Below are 15,479 nucleotides of genomic sequence, written 5' to 3'. Positions count from 1 at the left end.
AGAGTGATCTCCGGACCGTCCGGCATCGGTTTGTTGTCTCAGAAACATAACCATTATTCTAATCACTCTCTATTGGCTGATCATGGCGACACACGTCATAATCGGAGCCGGCATGATTGTGACGTTTGTTCTCTCGTTGTGTCTTCTTGGCTACTGCCTCCGGTACGACGACAAACGGGGGGCTGTGCCGTTGGCGGTGATGTTCACTGGCATCGCCTGCTGGGTGCTCGCCGACACGATGCACGTTCTTCTCGTCGAGACGAACGGCGATCCGATGGCTGGCGGGGGACTGCTTATCCGCGTGTTCGGCATCGAGTTGACCGTGATCGGATTCCTCCTGCTCGGGTTGAGCTACACGGGCCGTGAGCATCTCGTCTCCGTCCGAACGCTCGCCGTGTTGCTGATCAAACCGGCGGTGATGCTGGCGGTGATCCTCTCGCCATTCCGGACTGCCGTGTTCTCGACGGTCGCTGCGAGCGTCCCGCTGGGATACGAACTCCAGTTGACGGGGCCGTTTCTCGCTCACATCCTCTACTCCTACGGCATCGCCTTCGCCGGCATCCTTCTGCTCGGCAGCGTGATGGTCCGCTCGCCTTCGCGGTATCGACTGCAGAGCCTCGCGCTGTTTCTGGCCGTCACGATTCCGTTCTCGGTGAGTGTGCTCTTCCAGATTGGAATCATTCCGTTCGATATCACGCCAGTGAGCTTCATGGCAAGCGGGCTGTTACTGACTGCCGGTGTCTTCCGACTCCGACTGCTCGATACCATTCCGATCGCCCGCCAGCGCGTCCTCGACGAGATGGACGATCCGGTCGTCGTGCTCGACGAACAAGCTCGAATCGTCATGTCCAACGCAGCGGCCGCTGACCGACTCAGCGAGTCTGGCTCGTTGATCGGTCGCTCCGGCCCGGCGGTATTCGGCGAGGAGACCCTCTCACGGCTGGAGTCGACCGGCCAGGCCGACTGCTGGGTCGAGACGGCGACCGGCAGACGACACTTCAGCGTGACGGCTTCGACAGTCGGCAGCCACCAGGCGGCGTCGTTGGCGACAGTGGTGGTCTGTCGGGACGTTACCGAACAGCAGCGTCGACAACAGCAACTGCGGAGTCGGGAATCAGAGCTTAGCCTGCTCAAAGACCTCCAGAGCCGCGTGCTCCGGCACAACCTCCGAAACGAACTCAACGTGATCCGCACGAACGCGGAACTGCTCGCCGATGACGACTCCCGAGCGGCCTACGAGGAACTGATGGAGAAGACGGATCGACTCCTCGACTGGACGGAGAAAGCCCGTAGAATCGAGCGGCTGATCGAGGCCGAACAGCCTACCCAGTCCTCACTCAGCGACAGTGTCGAACCGGTACTCGCCGATGCCCGGGAGCGATACCCTGATGTCACGTTCGAGGCCGACCTCGACGGTGCTCTCAGTGTCATCGCTGTCGCACAGATCGACCGGGCAATCAAAGATCTGATCGACAACGCCGCAGAACACAACACCGCTGCCGATCCGGTCGTTACCGTTCGGACAGCGGCCGACGGAGACTGGGCCACTCTCACTGTCGAAGACAACGGCCCGGGTATCGACGACGACATCGTCGATGCAGTTCTCGACGGTGATCGAGTGACGCCGGAGGAGGGGGTTGGACTGGGGGTGTGGATCGTCTACTGGGTCGCCGAGAAGTCCGGCGGCGACCTCCGATTCGAGACATGCGATGCGGGAACGACCGTCGAACTCCGCTTCGAGCGTGCCGGTGTCGATGACTCGGCGGACCGGGAACCGCCGATGCCTGATCGCTGACCGACGGCTTCGGCTCGTCGGTTTTGTTGAAACCCTCAAATGGTGATAGATTTTGTCGGGCGTGCTGAATACACGCGCATATTGATGAGAGCAGGTCTGTTCAAGCAATCCCTACAGGACGATTAACTCTCACTCTCGCACTGGGCTATATAATTATAGCTCAGATGGCGTTCTCCTGAGAAAGTCGGATCAATTACGAGTTCGACCACGATACAGGATAGGTCCTTCTCATCTACATCTTCGGTGAGATCCACCTGAACAGCGTCCCCTGTGTCGGTCCCTGGAATGTGTGCGTACAGTGTGTACTCACCAGCCTGTGCGGGTAATTCATCGAGGGTTGCGAACCGATCCTGGCCAGTTGAGAGGGTGACGGTGCGCCAGAGGACGACCTCGTCACTGTCAACTAACATGACGCTTGCTTCCACGGCGCGGTCGAGATAACTTCGGAGATTAATTTTGGAGATTTCAATGTCGGATGATGTACCTCCTTGTGGCACAGAACAGCCGGCCGTCGTTGCGAGAAGCATTGAACCACCGAGCTGGAGGGCAGTACGGCGCTTCATGTATCGGACTAATCATGTCTCTAATGAATGCTTTTTGAAACTCGCGTTTTGTTAGATCGCCTGTGCTGACTACAACCTCTATATTCAGCACGCATCTCGATATCACTTCCTGGGCGTTTCACCAGCGTCGGTTCGCTGGATCACCGCGAGAGCAGTAGCATCGAGGTTCCGGTGACTGCGAGCACCGCGGCGATGTGGCCAGCAACGACGAGAAAGAGGACGGGCTGACCGATCAGAAAGGGGAGGAAGGCTCCCTGAGCGAGGCCGAACAGCGCAATCTCACCATCGGCCCGGCGGAGACTCCCTCGTGTCTTCGGATCGAACTCGTAGCGGACCGTCCGCCACAGCGCTGCGACGCTCGCCCACCAGCCCGCACCGATCCGGTAACAGACGTCCCAAAGGATCAACAGCATGAGATAGACCCCGAGTACCGGCGGGTCGGGGCCGAGCAAGTCCTCGAGCAGCGGCACCTCGGCCCGTCCCGGATCGAAGACGAACAGGTGTGTGATCAGCGCGATGTACGCGAGCACCGAGAGGACTACCTCGATGTTCGAGCCAAAGAGGAGTCGACGGTAGGCCTCGGGGAGGGGAATATCTCGGATCTGATCGCCGATCCTGATCAACTCTGCACTCCCGACCGTCGAAACGACGACCGCGACGGTCCCCGCCACCGCTGCCTCCGGGAGATTGTAGACGAGCCCCAGTACGAGCACGGCAGCCTCGAACAGCAGAAACTGAAGCAACAGGGCAACCCGTGGGCTGACGGCGATACCCGGGAGTGCGCCGACGATTCCCTCGTAGACCCACGAGTCGCTGTACGGTGAACTCATCCCCCTTCCTCCGCGAGCGCTCGCTGTACGGCCTCGCTGAACGGCGTCAGTTCCGGACTGACGAACTCTCTAATGGAGTCGTCGGTGACGATAGTCGGATTCTTCAGGCCGTGAATGAGGGGTCGCGCGACTTGCCAGTCTACGTCGCTCACCAGCCCGACCCAGTACGCCGATAGCTTGGGGGTGAGCACCGGGACGGGAACGATCGGCGGCGGTCGCCGATCCATCGCCAGCGCGGTCTGTTGGAGCATCTCCCCGTAGGTGAGGATGTCTGGACCGCCGATTTCGTAGGTCTTCCCGGCCGTCTCTGGTGCGTCGACGACGCCGACGAGATACGCCAGCGCATCGATGACGGCGATGGGCTGGCACTGGGTTCGCACCCACTGCGGGGCGATCATTACCGGGAGGCGCTTGACGAGTTGGGTGACGATCTGAAAGCTCACGCTGCCCGCGCCGACGATGATCGATGCCCGCAGCGTCGTCAACTCAGGGGTGCCGTCGCCGAGGATGTACTCGACCTCCCGTCGCGAGCGGAGATGTGCCGAGAGTTGATCGCCCGTCTCGCCGAGGCCGCCGAGATAGATGATCCGGTCGACCCCCGCTTCGCTCGCCGCTCGGGTGAAGTTGCGAGCAGCCAACCGATCACGCTCCTCGAAGTCCTCGCCGGCGTACATCGAGTGAATCAGGTAGTAGGCGGCGTCGACGCCCGAAAGCGAGTCCTCGAAGCTTCCCCGGTCGAGGACATCGCCTTGGAACACTTCGACGCCGTTGGGCGCGTCGTAGCTGCTGGGATCGCGGACGAGCGCGCGGACCTCGTGGCCGGCGGCGAGCAGTTCCCCCACGAGTTGCCCACCGACGAAGCCCGTCGCACCGGTGACGAGAATGCGCATACACGGACATAGGAGCCGTCTGTCTTAACACTCGGGATGGCCGACGACGTGGTTCGCATATCGGTGTCTGTCAGGCGGTCAGCACCGCCGAAATTCTCCGGCTCCGACCGCCTCACGACGTGGTGTTACTACCTGTGGATCGTAATATACTGGTCGTCTATGTCGGTCACCGTGCCGTCGATTGAGGCATATGTGGGCGTGGAGACGCCATCGGCAGCGGGTGCCGCGATTACATCGCCAGTCTCGACGCAGTTCCCGACGCTGACCGTGGGCTCGCTCGGCTGGACTGTCCCCGCAAGTTCTGGATTCGTAATCAACGGAACGCGAACGAACTCGGGTTCGATCTGTGCGGTCGGCTCGGATTCGATTTGCTGTTCGAGCCAGTCGTGTGCATCGAGCGCATCGATCCGGCTTTCTCCGAGCCTGTTCTGCTCGGCAGTCTCTGTATCGAGCACCAAGAGACCGTTCGTTTGCTTGCGAACACCGAATTCGGACGGCGACTCGTCGATGGCAAAACACCAGCCCGGCCCACCGTTTGCCAGCACCGCATCCGTGCCGATTGTTTCGGGGTCTAGTCCGGCCGTTTCGACGAGCACACTCGCGGGGGTCCCGACGGGAACATCGAGAAATCGATGGCGGAGACCCACGCCGTCGACGTGGACGTACTTTCTGAGGACTGGCTTTCCAGCCGTCACTGCCTGGTGGATGTTGTAGAGTGACTCCGTGTTCTGAACCACCCAGCCGTGGTCGATTGGCAGATCGTTACCGATGACCGTCCCGGCGACCGTCTGCAACAGTACGCTTTCCATCCCGTACTGGTATTTGTTGTCCGTATACGCAAAGACGACGCCGCTCTCGGCGTCAGGGTTGAGCGGGAGTTCCTCGGGCATGCGGACGGTTCCATCCGTGTGTGCCTCCAGTGCTCTCATATGTGGGTCCCGGTCTTTGCGCTTGACTCCGACGACGACCACCTCGAAGACGTGATCCAGCAACGCATCGAACAGCGACGCGAGTTCGGCCGCGTGTTCCCGACCGAGCCATTTGTCAATGCGGTAGTTCGGTTCGCTTTCCTGATGGTTCATCAGTAGGTACTCAGCTGAATCCGCCGCCGCCCATTTCGCGTACGACGGGAATCCTCCACCGCCTGCGCCCGCAACGCCGGCGCGCTGGATCACCGAAGGGGCTTCACCGTCCGGCCAGTCGACGGAGCGATACTCGAGTGGTGCTGTCGCAGTCATGTGTTCAGATGGGTGTCACAGCAACGTACGGACTGCTCCGCAGGCCTGCGGGGTGTTTATGACAGCCCAGGTACGCGGTGGATCCGGTGGTCATAATTGGCCGGCCATCGACCATTGCACAGGGATGCGATATCTCGAACTGAGCTTCCAGCAGCCACCAGACGCCCGCCATCCGATGCACGAGTTTGTCGCCGAGCGAGACGAGTATACGATTGCAAAACAGATGTATCGCCACCAGTACGACTCCGCCGAACACGCGCTTCTCTTCCACATCGACGGTCCGGAAGAGCCATACCGCCGAGAGGTTGCCTCCCTCTCGTCGGTGATCGAATTCGAGATTACGCCCTGTTCCGACGACTCGTTTTATCTGTATATCCGGGAGGAGGTCTCTCCGCAGGACCGCGAACTCGTCAGTGCCCTCTCCGAACCGGGATTGATCCTCGTCCAACCGATCGAATTCCGGACGGACAAGACAGTTCGACTGCGACTGATCGGTCCAGCGGATGCAATCCAGACGGCCGCCGACAACGTTCCGGAAGCGAACGACGTGGAAATTCTACAAATCGGCGAGTTCCGTTCGAGCCGAATCGACACTGCTGATTTACTCACCGACCGCCAGCACGAAGCGGTCACAGTCGCCGTGGAGGCGGGTTACTACGACCTCCCACAGGAAGTCACACTTGATCACGTCGCGAGCCAACTCGGCTGTTCGACCGGGACTGCGGGCGAACTGCTCCGGCGGGCCGAACACCACGTAATGACGAGTCTCGTCTCCAGTAACTCACCCTGACAACACCTCCGAGTCCGGCCAGACGCGCTCGCGGACGAAGGCTGTCTGAAACTCAGACGTCCACCCGGGAACTGACGGCAGCTATCGACTAATTGAATCGAGACTGTCTCTATCCGCGGCTGCTCTCAACACCCTTCGCAATCACAGTAGCGCTCACAGACCGGATTCGTACAGTCTGGATTCCGGGCCGAACAGTAGCTTCGGCCGTGGCGGATGAGCAGGACGTGCAGCGGATAAGTCAGTTCGTCGGGCACCACCTCGCCCAGGATGTCGTGGGCGCGCTGGTTGCTCGCCGATTCGGGGACTAGCCCGAACCGCTTGGAGACGCGCTCGACGTGTGTATCGACGGCCATCGTCGGCTTTCCGAAGGTGAAATTCAGGACGACACTCGCTGTCTTCGGGCCGATGCCCTTGATGTCGGTCAGCCACGTCTTCGCGTCGTCTGTGTTCATCGCGTCCAGAAAGGCCAGCGAGTAGGCCCCGCCGGTCTCCTCGCGAACAGCAGCGAGTGCGCGCTGGATGCGCTCGGCCTTCTGGTTCGGGAGGCCGGCGACCCGGATCGTCTCGGCCAGTTCGTCGTGATCAGCGGCCTCGATGGCGGCGAAGTCCTCGTAGGTCTCGAACAGTGACTCCGAGGCTCTCCGGGTGTTCTCGTCGGCGACGTTCTGCGAGAGGATGGTCGTCACGAGTTGGCGTACACCCTCGCCTGGATCCGGGTCGCTCTCTGCTCCGTGTGCGCTGGTCGATTCGACGGCCACGTGGAGATCGGTGAGGTCGTCGTGCAACTGTTTGACGCGGCTCTCGTCCCACTCCGCTGTTGTCGACATGCCCGGCTCTTGGACTCTCCGAACTTCAAACTAGGTAGCGAGGCGGATTCCTCGCGACACCGTGCGCGGGGCAGTTGATAACGCCGGGTCCGCTCACTACACGAACAGTTCCTCCCAGCGCGCTGGACGGGAGTTCCACCCTCCTTTCTCCGGCAGAATCGATGGAAAAGCATCTTATTGGTTGAAATATAACTCAAATATGATGAAAAGGCGACAGATACTCGCGGCCGGAGCCGCCCTTTCAGTCGGTTTCGCTGGTTGTACCGAAAGCTCTCCCGAAGACGACGAGAGTCCTGGTGTGTCTTTCCGTGCCTCGTTGCTCGGACAGACCGCAACTGATGTCGATAGCGAGGATGAAAGCACGGTCGAACTGGAGACGACGATTGCGACGGAACTCGGCGTCGATCCGATCGATATCGCTGTTCTCCCATCTGCGGCAGCCGTCGAAGTTCGCCGGTCCGATGTCTCGGCAACCGAGTTCAGCAACGCCCTCACGACAGCAGGACTGCCCGTCGACAGCGAGGCTGTCCGCTCCGGTGTCACGGCAGAGACTGCAGAACAGGCCCGTGAGACTGTTCGCAACCGCTTCGAGCGGGCAGACGTGACCGGTGCCGACGTGACAGTCTCGGGTGACGACGACGCTCCAGCCTTGTTGATCGAGGTCGACGACGAGCACTCCAGCGAGGTGGCCAGTCTTCTCGACGTACAGAGTCGCGCGCAGGTCCTCCTCGCCACGCCGAACGACCAGCAGGATGCGACCGAACCCGAGACAGAAGTGCTCCTCGAAGCGAACGACTTCCTGCGGATTTCCGAGGCAAAGCGGGCTGACGGCGGCTTCTCACAGCCGCGTGTCGAGGTCCAACTGACGGCAGACGCCGCCGAGCGCTTTCAGCACCGACTCGTCGAGAGTGGATTCACGAGCGACGGGGTCACCGGCCAGCAGGCGTGTAAGTGGGAGGACGGCGACGAGCCCGATTCGAACCAGTACTGTCTGTGCACGGTACTCGACGGCGACGTTGTCAGTGGTGCGGGCATGGTCCCTGAATTTGCAAACGTCCTCGAATCTGGCTCGTTTGACGGCGGCTACGTCGTCACAGCATCGTCGTTCGAGCAAGCGCGGGAGATGTCGAGTGCGCTTCGGACCGGCTCGCTCCCGACAGAGGTGGATCTCGAACGAGTCGAGGAGTGAGTTACACTGGTCGCCGGCACGATTTTCCGACCTCACCGGGCGAAGACTCGCCGACGCTGGCCCGGGAAAACATATGAGGGGGCGGAGCCTGAAGGGGAGATATGGACGATGTGGACAGCCAGGACATGCCCGGCGCGCTGGTCGAGGAGTATCTCGAACGCGAACGCGGCACGCTGGCACTACTCGACGATCTCGAACAGCTGTCCATCGAAGGAGAACACGAGGCTCTCCGCGAGCGCATCCGGCAGTTCGCAGAGAACAACCAGCAGGTCTTCTACACTGTGGCACTCGCGCTCACAGGCTCCGAGCACTTCTTCGGCGACGTGGAATCCCAACTCGGTGGCGACCCGGCCGACAAACTCAGAGAGCTCTCTGAAACGTATCCCTCACTGGCCGAACCGTTCAGTCTCGTCCGCATGGAGGTCTCGAACGACCGATACAACCCGCTGACGGGCCTCGACGTGACGACGACCTATCACTCACAGGAGGAGGTGCCGCTGGTCGCCTACACTGCCTACTCCGGCGGCGTCGACCTCTACGAGTACCGCGGCTCACCCGAGGAAGTGCTGCAGTCGGCGAGCTATCTCGTGCAGGCGACCAACGACTCGCTGGAGGCGGCGCTGCAGCAGGACCACTCGGTCAACACCGACGAACTGAGCGAGTTGATCGACCGCCGCGAGAAACTCGAATCCGAACTCAACTACCTCCACGACCTCATTGACGAACTCCGACGCAATCCCCTCGGTGACGAGTAATCACAGTGCCGCGAGCAGGCGGTCGATATCCTCCTCGGTGTTGACTGCGTGCACGGAGACCCGACAGGCGTCGGGGTCGGGAAGTGGACGGATCTGGATACCCTGCTCGGCGAGTCGTTCGACTGTCGCCTCCGGATCGTCGGCCGCGAACGTAACGAGGCCGCTCTGTGAATCCGACGGTGAGAGCAACCGATCACCCAGTCCGTCTTTGAGTCGGTCGCTCAGGCGAGTGATTCGCTGGTCGATGGTGTCGAGTCCGACCGATTGCATCGTGTCGATTGCAGTCTCCAGGGCGACGAAGGGCGCCAGCGAGCGGGTTCCGAGGTCGAACTTCCGGGCGTCGTCGTAGAAGGCGTACTGCTCGGCGTTGTAATCCTCGACGGAGTAGTAGCCGATCCGAGTCGGCGTAAGCGCGTCTAGCGCGTCGTCGCTGACGTACAGAAAGCCCGCGCCCCAGACGCCGAGCAGCCACTTGTGGCCCGACCCGGCGACGAAATCCGCGCCCCACTGGTCGACTGCAACGGGCTGCTGGCCCGGGGCCTGTACTGCATCGACGAGCACGCGTGCGCCAGCGTCGTGCGCTATGTCGACAATCTCCTCGACGGGCTGGCGGTTGCCGTAACTCCAGGTCGGGGAGTTGAAACAGAGCAGGCGCGCGTCTGAGACGGCTGTCTTGAGTTCGTCCAGATCGAGATGTCCGTCAGTCGTTTCGAGCACTCGAATCTCGATGTCGTGACGTTCGGCCATCCGCTCCCAGGGAAGGCGGGCGGCGCTGTGTTCGGTATCGGTCCGAACGACGACATCGCCCGGTTGCCAGTCGATGCTCGTCGCGACGTGGTTGATACCGTCGGCGGTGCTCTGCGTCAGCGCGACGTTTTCGCTCTGGGTGCCGAGCAGTCCCGCGACGGCCTCGCGGGCGCTCGCCGTCGCCTTGTCCGCTGCTTCGTACATCCCCTCGTCGGCCGGACTCTCGTACTGGTGGTAGCGCTCGAACTCCGCGGCTGCATCGACGACCGCCCGCGGACTCGGGCCGCTCGCGCCCCAGTTGAGGTAGATACACTCCTCGAAGGCGGGAATCTCGTTGCGAAGCGTCTCGGGATCCATGCAATGGGCTGTGGTCGCGGGACGTATCAATCCATCTCCGTCTATTCCAAACTCACTCACGAGGGAAACACACGTCCGATGCGTTTCTCCGGCATCGAATCAATGACCCAACGATTATTAGATGGCCTGCCAACAGTATGAGGTATGAAAGTCGTCCTGATTGGTGTCGGGCAAGCCGGCGGGAAGGTGACGCAGGTACTCGCCGAATTCGACCACGAGATGGGATTCAACGCGATTCGTGGTGCGTTTGCGGTGAACACTGCGGAGACGGATCTGCAGTCGCTCGATATCGACACGATGCTGATCGGACAGGACAGAGTGAAAGGCCACGGTGTGGGTGGGGACAACGAACTCGGTGCGGAGATCATGCAAGAGGAAGCGACAGAGGTGATGGACGAACTCGACGCTCGGATCGCGACCGACGCCGAGGCGGTCATGATTGTCGCGGGGTTGGGCGGCGGTACCGGCAGCGGAGGCGCGCCCGCGCTCGCACACGAACTCAACCGAGTCTACGACGTGCCGATTTACACGCTCGGCATCCTCCCGGGTCGCAACGAGGGGTCACTGTATCAGGCGAACGCCGGTCGCTCGCTCAAGACGATCATCAGGGAGTCCGACTCCGCGCTGTTGATAGACAACGACGCCTGGCGAACCAGTGACGAAACCGTTCAGGAGGGCTTCGAGAACATCAACCAGCAGATCGCACAGCGAGTCGGACTGCTGCTCGCCTCCGGCGAGGTCGTCGAAGGCGTGGGCGAAAGCGTCGTCGACTCCTCGGAGATCATCAACACGCTCAGAGACGGCGGAATCGCCAGTCTCGGCTACGCCAGCGCCGAGGCCGCCGAAGAGGCCGGCGAGAACGTCAACACGATCACCAGTCTCACGCGCAAATCGCTGCTGACCGGCATGAGTCTCCCGAACGCCGTCGACGCGGAGGCCGCACTGCTGGTCATCGCCGGGCAACCAGACCGCATCTCCCGGAAAGGTGTCGAGCGCGCGCGGAAGTGGATCGAAGAGGAAACCGGCTCCTTGCAGGTTCGTGGCGGTGACTTCCCGCTGGACAGCGACCGCCTCGCGGCACTGGTGCTCCTCGGTGGTGTCGAACGATCCCAGCGAGTCCAGGAGTTCATGGACCGGGCCCGGGAAGCGAACGAAGAAGTCGAAGAACGCGATCCGACCGAAGAGTTCGACAACGACGATCTGGACGATCTGTTCTGACCAGCCACTACTGGCTTTCCGACCCAGTTACTTCATCAGCGTCGCGCCGTCGAAGGAGCCACGGTCGTAATCCATGTCCATCAGCGTCAGGATTGTCGGCGCGATATCGTAGAGGTCTGCATCCGCGACCCGAGCGTCGGCATCGTCGATGTACAGACAGGCGTTGTCGAAACTGTGCATGCCGTTTCGCGGGCCAGTCCCGAACACGTCGCCGTCGCCGCCGAAGCCGGCTTTCAGGTCGAACCCGTGGTTCGGAATCGCGACCAGATCCGGCGCGATGTCGTCGTGGCCGCCGCGGAAGGCGTCTTCTTTGGTCTCGACGCGGTCGACGACGGGTTCGCCGTCGGGGCCGGTCAGCGATTCGAGCGCCTCCTTCAGTTCGCTGCGGGTCTCCTGATATTCGGATTCCGGGACGCTCCCGCGCGGTTCGCGGTCTTCGAGGTTGATGTAGAATCGGCCCGGAATGAGCGAGTACGCCCGCGTCTCGTCGGCGATGTCGCCCAGTTCGTCCGGGTCGTCGCCCTCGTATTCGAGCCAGCCCTCCTGTTCGAGCCACTCGTTGAAGTGGACCTCGTAATCCAGGCTGGTAAAGCCGTGGTCGGAGGCGACGACCAGCGTCACGTCGTCGGGAAGCATCTCCCGAATCTTGCCGATGTACTCGTCGACTTTCCGATAAAACTCCATGAACTCGTCGTAGTTCTCGCCGTCCTCCTCGTAGTCTTTGAACAGGAAGTGGTTGACTCGGTCGGTGGTCATGAAGACGCCGAAAAAGAGGTCCCAGTCGTCTTCGGTGAGGTAGTGCTCGAAGGCCTCGAAGCGCTTGTCGAGCGTTTCGTGGGCGTCTTCCACGAACTCGGTCTTGTCGTCGTCGTGACCCAGTTTCGCGTTGACATCGATCCGATAGTCGATACCTTCGAGATACTCACGGAGTTCGTCGGGGTAGGCGGCTTTGTCGACGCCGGGGGAGAGAAAGCCAGAGACCTGTCGCTGGATCTCCCGGTCCGGCGGGAAGGTCACGGGGACGTTCATCACCGTCGCTTCCCGGCCCGTGTCGTCGACGCGGGACCAGAGTCGTTTGGCCTGCACGTCCCGGCCCATCGGGACGTACGTCTCGTAGGAGCCGATTTCGCGGTCCTGGAAGCCGTAGACGCCCGTCTCCCCCGGATTCATCCCCGTCGTGAGCGCGGGCCAGCAGGCGCTGGATTCCGGCGGGACGATACTATCGATTGGGCCGGCGCTTCCCTCCGCTTCGATTGCAGCGAAATTCGGGAACTCTTCGGGGTGGTCGGCCAGCAAACTGTACGGCACGCCGTCGATACCGATGAAAGCGACCCGCGGGCCGTCGTCACCGCGGATCCGATCGAACAATCCCATACGTCTGCTACTGGGGTATCCCACAAGAAGCTTCTTCTCTCTACGCGGTGCTCGCTACCCGAACGACCGGACTCTCACGTCGTCAAAAGCAGTGAAATCTGTCACTCTCGGTCTGTCTGTTCTGCCTCCCGGTCCTCGCGTCGGTCCTCCTCGTCCGACTCGAAATTCTCGGGCACTACTGTCACGTGGTCGACTCCGACAGTCTGATTGCTTGCCGCCATCACACTCAGTGATAACACGTGGATACTCAAATAATTACCCATGCTCATAACTAATCGGCAACAGTTGCCGTGATGCGCGACAGGAATACTGAACGGACGAACGGTTTCCGTGTGTGGTTTTGACATTCGGGGGGTTCCGTACCACCTGCTGGGCTACAATGTGCCAGATGTCCACAGAGTGGCCAGACAAGAACATGTTTAAATATGTATGGCAGGAACATCTAGATATGTCAGAACGTGAATTCATCTGTCTCGACTGCGGGACTCACGTCGAGAGCTTTCTGGACCCCTGTCCGGAGTGTGGCTCCCAGCAGTTCGAGAGTAAGACCGAGGAGTCCGAAGAAGAGGACGACGAACAGATCACCGACGAGATCGCCAAACTCACTCGTCCGGTGAACCCCATCGCCCCCGCCGCAGGCGACTGACGCGGCCGATTTTTCTTTGTTTTTGATCGAGAGCCGCCCCTATTGAGTGGGTCTGTGTATGCGGCCCAGTGAACCCAAATGTTTGGTAATTCTGCCGTTCGCTGATCGAATTAGTCGCTTTCGAGTCTGATTGTGGCCATTCATCGCTCTTATACTCCTAGTTACGCATTTTTCAGTTACAGGGTTGTCGGATTAGTACATGAGTGAAAGAGTGCTCGTGTGCCTTTCGTGTGGCGTAGAATCAGACTCATTCTTGACTGAATGTTCGAACTGCGGCGAGTCCCACTACCGAAGTCGATCGAGTGCTTCGGAGTCGGCAGAGCAACAGGACGCGTTCGAGTCCCGGCTTGCGAGGCTCAGTCGGCCGGTCAATCCGTTCGTCCCAGCCTAGAACAACCGACGCTTGAGCAGATCGGGCATCAGCGTCAGCGCGAGCGCCACGAGTCGCCACCGTTTCGTCACGAACTGCTGTCGTTTCTTCTCCGCGATGGCTTCGTGGATCAGGTCCGCGGCCGTCTCCGGCGAGCACATCCAGAACTCGCCGCCGGCAAGGTCGGTATCGACGAAGCCGGGTTCGACCGTCGTCACGGTAATATCGGCGTCGAGATACTGTGATTTGTACCGCAGACCATCGAGATAGTTCGAGACGTACGCCTTCGAGGCGTAGTAGGCGGGGACGCGACTACTTCCCACGTAGGAGGCGACCGACGAGACGCCGACGAGCTGGCCGTGGCCTTGCTGCTCGAACTGATCCATCGCGGCGACAGCCAGTGCCGTGAACCCGCGGACGTTCGTGTCGATGGTGTCCCGTTCGGGTTCCCACTCCAGATCCGGATTCTCCGGGCCGACGCCGGCGTTGACGACGACGACGTCGACGGTCCCCATCGCGTCGGCGAGTTCAGTGAACGCCTTCCGCGCCGCGTCTGTCTCGGTCACGTCCATCCGTGCGACGTAGGCCCTGGTCGGTAACGACTCAGCAACCGCTTCGAGTTTGTCGACGGAACGGGCCGTCAGACCGACCTCGTACCCTTCCGCTGCGAGTGTTCGCACGAGTGCCTCGCCGATCCCGGACGATGCCCCGACCACCATCGCTCTTTCTGTCATACCCGCCCGTTCGACCGGTCTCTGCTTCACTCTTGTTGTCTACAGGGAACCACGGACTCTCCGGGTTCCACCCCATCTGCGCCCGCCGAAGCAACTGTACTGGGTGTCACGACCGCGTGGATCCGAGATTGGACAACGTTTTACGATCCGTTTTGTCAGCTTTCCCGCGGTAACACATTCGCTATATTCCCGAACAATTTTAATGGCGGCTCGTGACCGACATACCATGAGCTTTGTAACCACACCCGAAGATCGTTTCGAGGATGTCCCGGACTTCGATTATCCATACGAGCGCGTGCCCGTGACCGACGACGGCGCGGAGATGGCTTACGTCGATGTCGAACCAACGAGCGACGACGCCGACGAAACCTTCCTGTTGATGCACGGCGAGCCGTCGTGGAGCTTCCTTTACCGGAAGATGATCCCCACTCTCGCCGAGCGCGGCCGGGTCATCGTGCCGGATATGCTCGGCCTCGGGCGCTCCGATAAGTACACCGACACGGACGCGTACAGCTTCGACCTGCACTACGACTCCTTCGAGACACTGCTGTTCGAGGAACTGGATCTCGACGAGATCACGCTGGTCTGTCAGGACTGGGGCGGCATCCTCGGGCTAGCGCTGGCGGGACACAACCCCGAGCGCTTTGCCCGACTCGTCCCGATGAACACCGGCGTCCCCGACGGGACACAGAAGATGAGCGACGACTGGCACGAGTTCGCCGACTTCGTCGAACGCGCCGACGAACTCCCAATCGGCATGCTGATCCAGAACGCGACGGCGACAGAACTCTCAGACGAGGTTGTCGCCGCCTACGAAGCCCCCTTCCACACAGAGGAGTCGAAAGCGTGCGCGCGCATCCTCCCGCGATTGATTCCGACCTCGCCCGACGATCCCGGTGCGGATCACATGGCCGCCGCGAAGGAACGGCTCTCTGAGTGGCAAAAACCGGCGTTCGTGCTCTTCTCGGATTCGGATCCGATCACCGGCAATGCCCGCGATCCCATGCGAGAGTTGTTCCCGACAGCGAGCGAACAGCCGGATGTCTGGATCGAGGGCGCGATGCACTTCCTGCAGGAGGACGCCGGGGAGGAGATTGCCGAGGAAGTGGTGAAGTTCGTCGACCGAACGTCGTAATCCCGAAAACATTCGTTTTGT

Annotated in this window: 15 protein-coding genes; 7 read left to right on the top strand and 8 right to left on the bottom strand. The window is 61.0% G+C overall.

Translation table 11 applies throughout. The features are described from left to right. Nucleotides 1-82: 82 nt before the first annotated feature. Nucleotides 83-1,795: a sensor histidine kinase gene (locus V8P86_RS05065; protein ID WP_336326151.1), complete on the top strand. Its 1,713-nt coding sequence runs from the start codon at nucleotides 83-85 to the stop codon at nucleotides 1,793-1,795. A gap of 122 nt (nucleotides 1,796-1,917) precedes the next feature. Here the strand turns inward: V8P86_RS05065 and V8P86_RS05060 are convergent, their stop codons facing one another. From V8P86_RS05060 to V8P86_RS05045, 4 genes are all read right to left on the bottom strand, one after another. Next, nucleotides 1,918-2,358 carry a hypothetical protein gene (locus V8P86_RS05060; RefSeq protein ID WP_336326150.1) on the bottom strand — a complete coding sequence of 147 codons (441 nt, stop codon included), beginning with the start codon at nucleotides 2,356-2,358 and terminating at the stop codon, nucleotides 1,918-1,920. 140 nt (nucleotides 2,359-2,498) lie between these two features. Continuing rightward, nucleotides 2,499-3,188, bottom strand: a complete 690-nt coding sequence (locus V8P86_RS05055) for a DUF7530 family protein (protein WP_336326149.1) — start codon at nucleotides 3,186-3,188, stop codon at nucleotides 2,499-2,501. Beyond that, nucleotides 3,185-4,078 carry an NAD(P)H-binding protein gene (locus V8P86_RS05050; RefSeq protein WP_336326148.1) on the bottom strand — a complete coding sequence of 298 codons (894 nt, stop codon included), beginning with the start codon at nucleotides 4,076-4,078 and terminating at the stop codon, nucleotides 3,185-3,187. Before V8P86_RS05050 ends, V8P86_RS05055 begins: the two co-directional genes overlap by 4 nt. A 128-nt stretch (nucleotides 4,079-4,206) precedes the next feature. After that, the gene (locus V8P86_RS05045) at nucleotides 4,207-5,316 is read right to left on the bottom strand and encodes a hypothetical protein (protein ID WP_336326147.1); all 1,110 of its coding nucleotides are present in this window, start codon (nucleotides 5,314-5,316) and stop codon (nucleotides 4,207-4,209) included. Nucleotides 5,317-5,374: 58 nt separating this feature from the next. On the opposite strand from V8P86_RS05045, the gene V8P86_RS05040 reads away from it, so the two are divergent. Next, complete coding sequence (locus V8P86_RS05040; protein ID WP_336326146.1) at nucleotides 5,375-6,106, top strand: helix-turn-helix domain-containing protein; 732 nt, start codon at nucleotides 5,375-5,377, stop codon at nucleotides 6,104-6,106. Between the two features lie 125 nt (nucleotides 6,107-6,231). On the opposite strand, the gene V8P86_RS05035 is transcribed toward V8P86_RS05040, so the two are convergent. Continuing rightward, nucleotides 6,232-6,933, bottom strand: a complete 702-nt coding sequence (locus tag V8P86_RS05035) for an endonuclease III domain-containing protein (protein WP_336326145.1) — start codon at nucleotides 6,931-6,933, stop codon at nucleotides 6,232-6,234. 202 nt (nucleotides 6,934-7,135) lie between these two features. Here V8P86_RS05035 and V8P86_RS05030 point away from each other — a divergent pair, with 202 nt between their 5' ends. Then, nucleotides 7,136-8,122, top strand: a complete 987-nt coding sequence (locus tag V8P86_RS05030; RefSeq protein ID WP_336326144.1) for a preprotein translocase subunit SecD family protein — start codon at nucleotides 7,136-7,138, stop codon at nucleotides 8,120-8,122. A 101-nt stretch (nucleotides 8,123-8,223) separates the two neighbouring features. Then, nucleotides 8,224-8,877: a hypothetical protein gene (locus tag V8P86_RS05025; protein ID WP_336326143.1), complete on the top strand. Its 654-nt coding sequence runs from the start codon at nucleotides 8,224-8,226 to the stop codon at nucleotides 8,875-8,877. On the opposite strand, the gene V8P86_RS05020 is transcribed toward V8P86_RS05025, so the two are convergent. After that, entirely contained in the window at nucleotides 8,878-9,981 is a 1,104-nt protein-coding gene (locus V8P86_RS05020) for an aminotransferase class V-fold PLP-dependent enzyme (protein ID WP_336326142.1), read from the bottom strand. A gap of 144 nt (nucleotides 9,982-10,125) precedes the next feature. Here V8P86_RS05020 and V8P86_RS05015 point away from each other — a divergent pair, with 144 nt between their 5' ends. Beyond that, on the top strand, nucleotides 10,126-11,199 hold the full coding sequence (locus tag V8P86_RS05015) for a tubulin/FtsZ family protein (RefSeq protein ID WP_336326141.1): 1,074 nt from the start codon (nucleotides 10,126-10,128) through the stop codon (nucleotides 11,197-11,199). A 27-nt stretch (nucleotides 11,200-11,226) separates the two neighbouring features. Here V8P86_RS05015 and V8P86_RS05010 read toward each other — a convergent pair whose 3' ends face one another. Next, on the bottom strand, nucleotides 11,227-12,573 hold the full coding sequence (locus tag V8P86_RS05010) for an alkaline phosphatase family protein (RefSeq protein WP_336326140.1): 1,347 nt from the start codon (nucleotides 12,571-12,573) through the stop codon (nucleotides 11,227-11,229). 448 nt (nucleotides 12,574-13,021) lie between these two features. Between V8P86_RS05010 and V8P86_RS05005 the strand changes: the two genes are divergently transcribed. Continuing rightward, entirely contained in the window at nucleotides 13,022-13,219 is a 198-nt protein-coding gene (locus tag V8P86_RS05005; RefSeq protein WP_336326139.1) for a hypothetical protein, read from the top strand. 387 nt (nucleotides 13,220-13,606) lie between these two features. On the opposite strand, the gene V8P86_RS05000 is transcribed toward V8P86_RS05005, so the two are convergent. Further along, on the bottom strand, nucleotides 13,607-14,323 hold the full coding sequence (locus tag V8P86_RS05000; RefSeq protein WP_336326138.1) for an SDR family NAD(P)-dependent oxidoreductase: 717 nt from the start codon (nucleotides 14,321-14,323) through the stop codon (nucleotides 13,607-13,609). Nucleotides 14,324-14,549: 226 nt separating this feature from the next. On the opposite strand from V8P86_RS05000, the gene V8P86_RS04995 reads away from it, so the two are divergent. Next, the gene (locus tag V8P86_RS04995) at nucleotides 14,550-15,458 is read left to right on the top strand and encodes a haloalkane dehalogenase (protein ID WP_336326137.1); all 909 of its coding nucleotides are present in this window, start codon (nucleotides 14,550-14,552) and stop codon (nucleotides 15,456-15,458) included. Nucleotides 15,459-15,479 lie beyond the last annotated feature (21 nt).

It is taken from the genome of Halovenus anhuiensis (assembly GCF_037080055.1).
Lineage (GTDB): Archaea > Halobacteriota > Halobacteria > Halobacteriales > Haloarculaceae > Halovenus.
This window is presented reverse-complemented; position numbering and strand designations above follow the sequence as displayed.

Coding starts and splice junctions, on each gene's coding strand:
- V8P86_RS05065 (WP_336326151.1), top strand. CDS start 83: ATGGCGACACACGTCATAATCGGAGCCGGCATGATTGTGACGTTTGTT.
- V8P86_RS05060 (WP_336326150.1), bottom strand. CDS start 2,358: ATGAAGCGCCGTACTGCCCTCCAGCTCGGTGGTTCAATGCTTCTCGCA.
- V8P86_RS05055 (WP_336326149.1), bottom strand. CDS start 3,188: ATGAGTTCACCGTACAGCGACTCGTGGGTCTACGAGGGAATCGTCGGC.
- V8P86_RS05050 (WP_336326148.1), bottom strand. CDS start 4,078: ATGCGCATTCTCGTCACCGGTGCGACGGGCTTCGTCGGTGGGCAACTC.
- V8P86_RS05045 (WP_336326147.1), bottom strand. CDS start 5,316: ATGACTGCGACAGCACCACTCGAGTATCGCTCCGTCGACTGGCCGGAC.
- V8P86_RS05040 (WP_336326146.1), top strand. CDS start 5,375: ATGACAGCCCAGGTACGCGGTGGATCCGGTGGTCATAATTGGCCGGCC.
- V8P86_RS05035 (WP_336326145.1), bottom strand. CDS start 6,933: ATGTCGACAACAGCGGAGTGGGACGAGAGCCGCGTCAAACAGTTGCAC.
- V8P86_RS05030 (WP_336326144.1), top strand. CDS start 7,136: ATGAAAAGGCGACAGATACTCGCGGCCGGAGCCGCCCTTTCAGTCGGT.
- V8P86_RS05025 (WP_336326143.1), top strand. CDS start 8,224: ATGGACGATGTGGACAGCCAGGACATGCCCGGCGCGCTGGTCGAGGAG.
- V8P86_RS05020 (WP_336326142.1), bottom strand. CDS start 9,981: ATGGATCCCGAGACGCTTCGCAACGAGATTCCCGCCTTCGAGGAGTGT.
- V8P86_RS05015 (WP_336326141.1), top strand. CDS start 10,126: ATGAAAGTCGTCCTGATTGGTGTCGGGCAAGCCGGCGGGAAGGTGACG.
- V8P86_RS05010 (WP_336326140.1), bottom strand. CDS start 12,573: ATGGGATTGTTCGATCGGATCCGCGGTGACGACGGCCCGCGGGTCGCT.
- V8P86_RS05005 (WP_336326139.1), top strand. CDS start 13,022: ATGTCAGAACGTGAATTCATCTGTCTCGACTGCGGGACTCACGTCGAG.
- V8P86_RS05000 (WP_336326138.1), bottom strand. CDS start 14,323: ATGACAGAAAGAGCGATGGTGGTCGGGGCATCGTCCGGGATCGGCGAG.
- V8P86_RS04995 (WP_336326137.1), top strand. CDS start 14,550: ATGAGCTTTGTAACCACACCCGAAGATCGTTTCGAGGATGTCCCGGAC.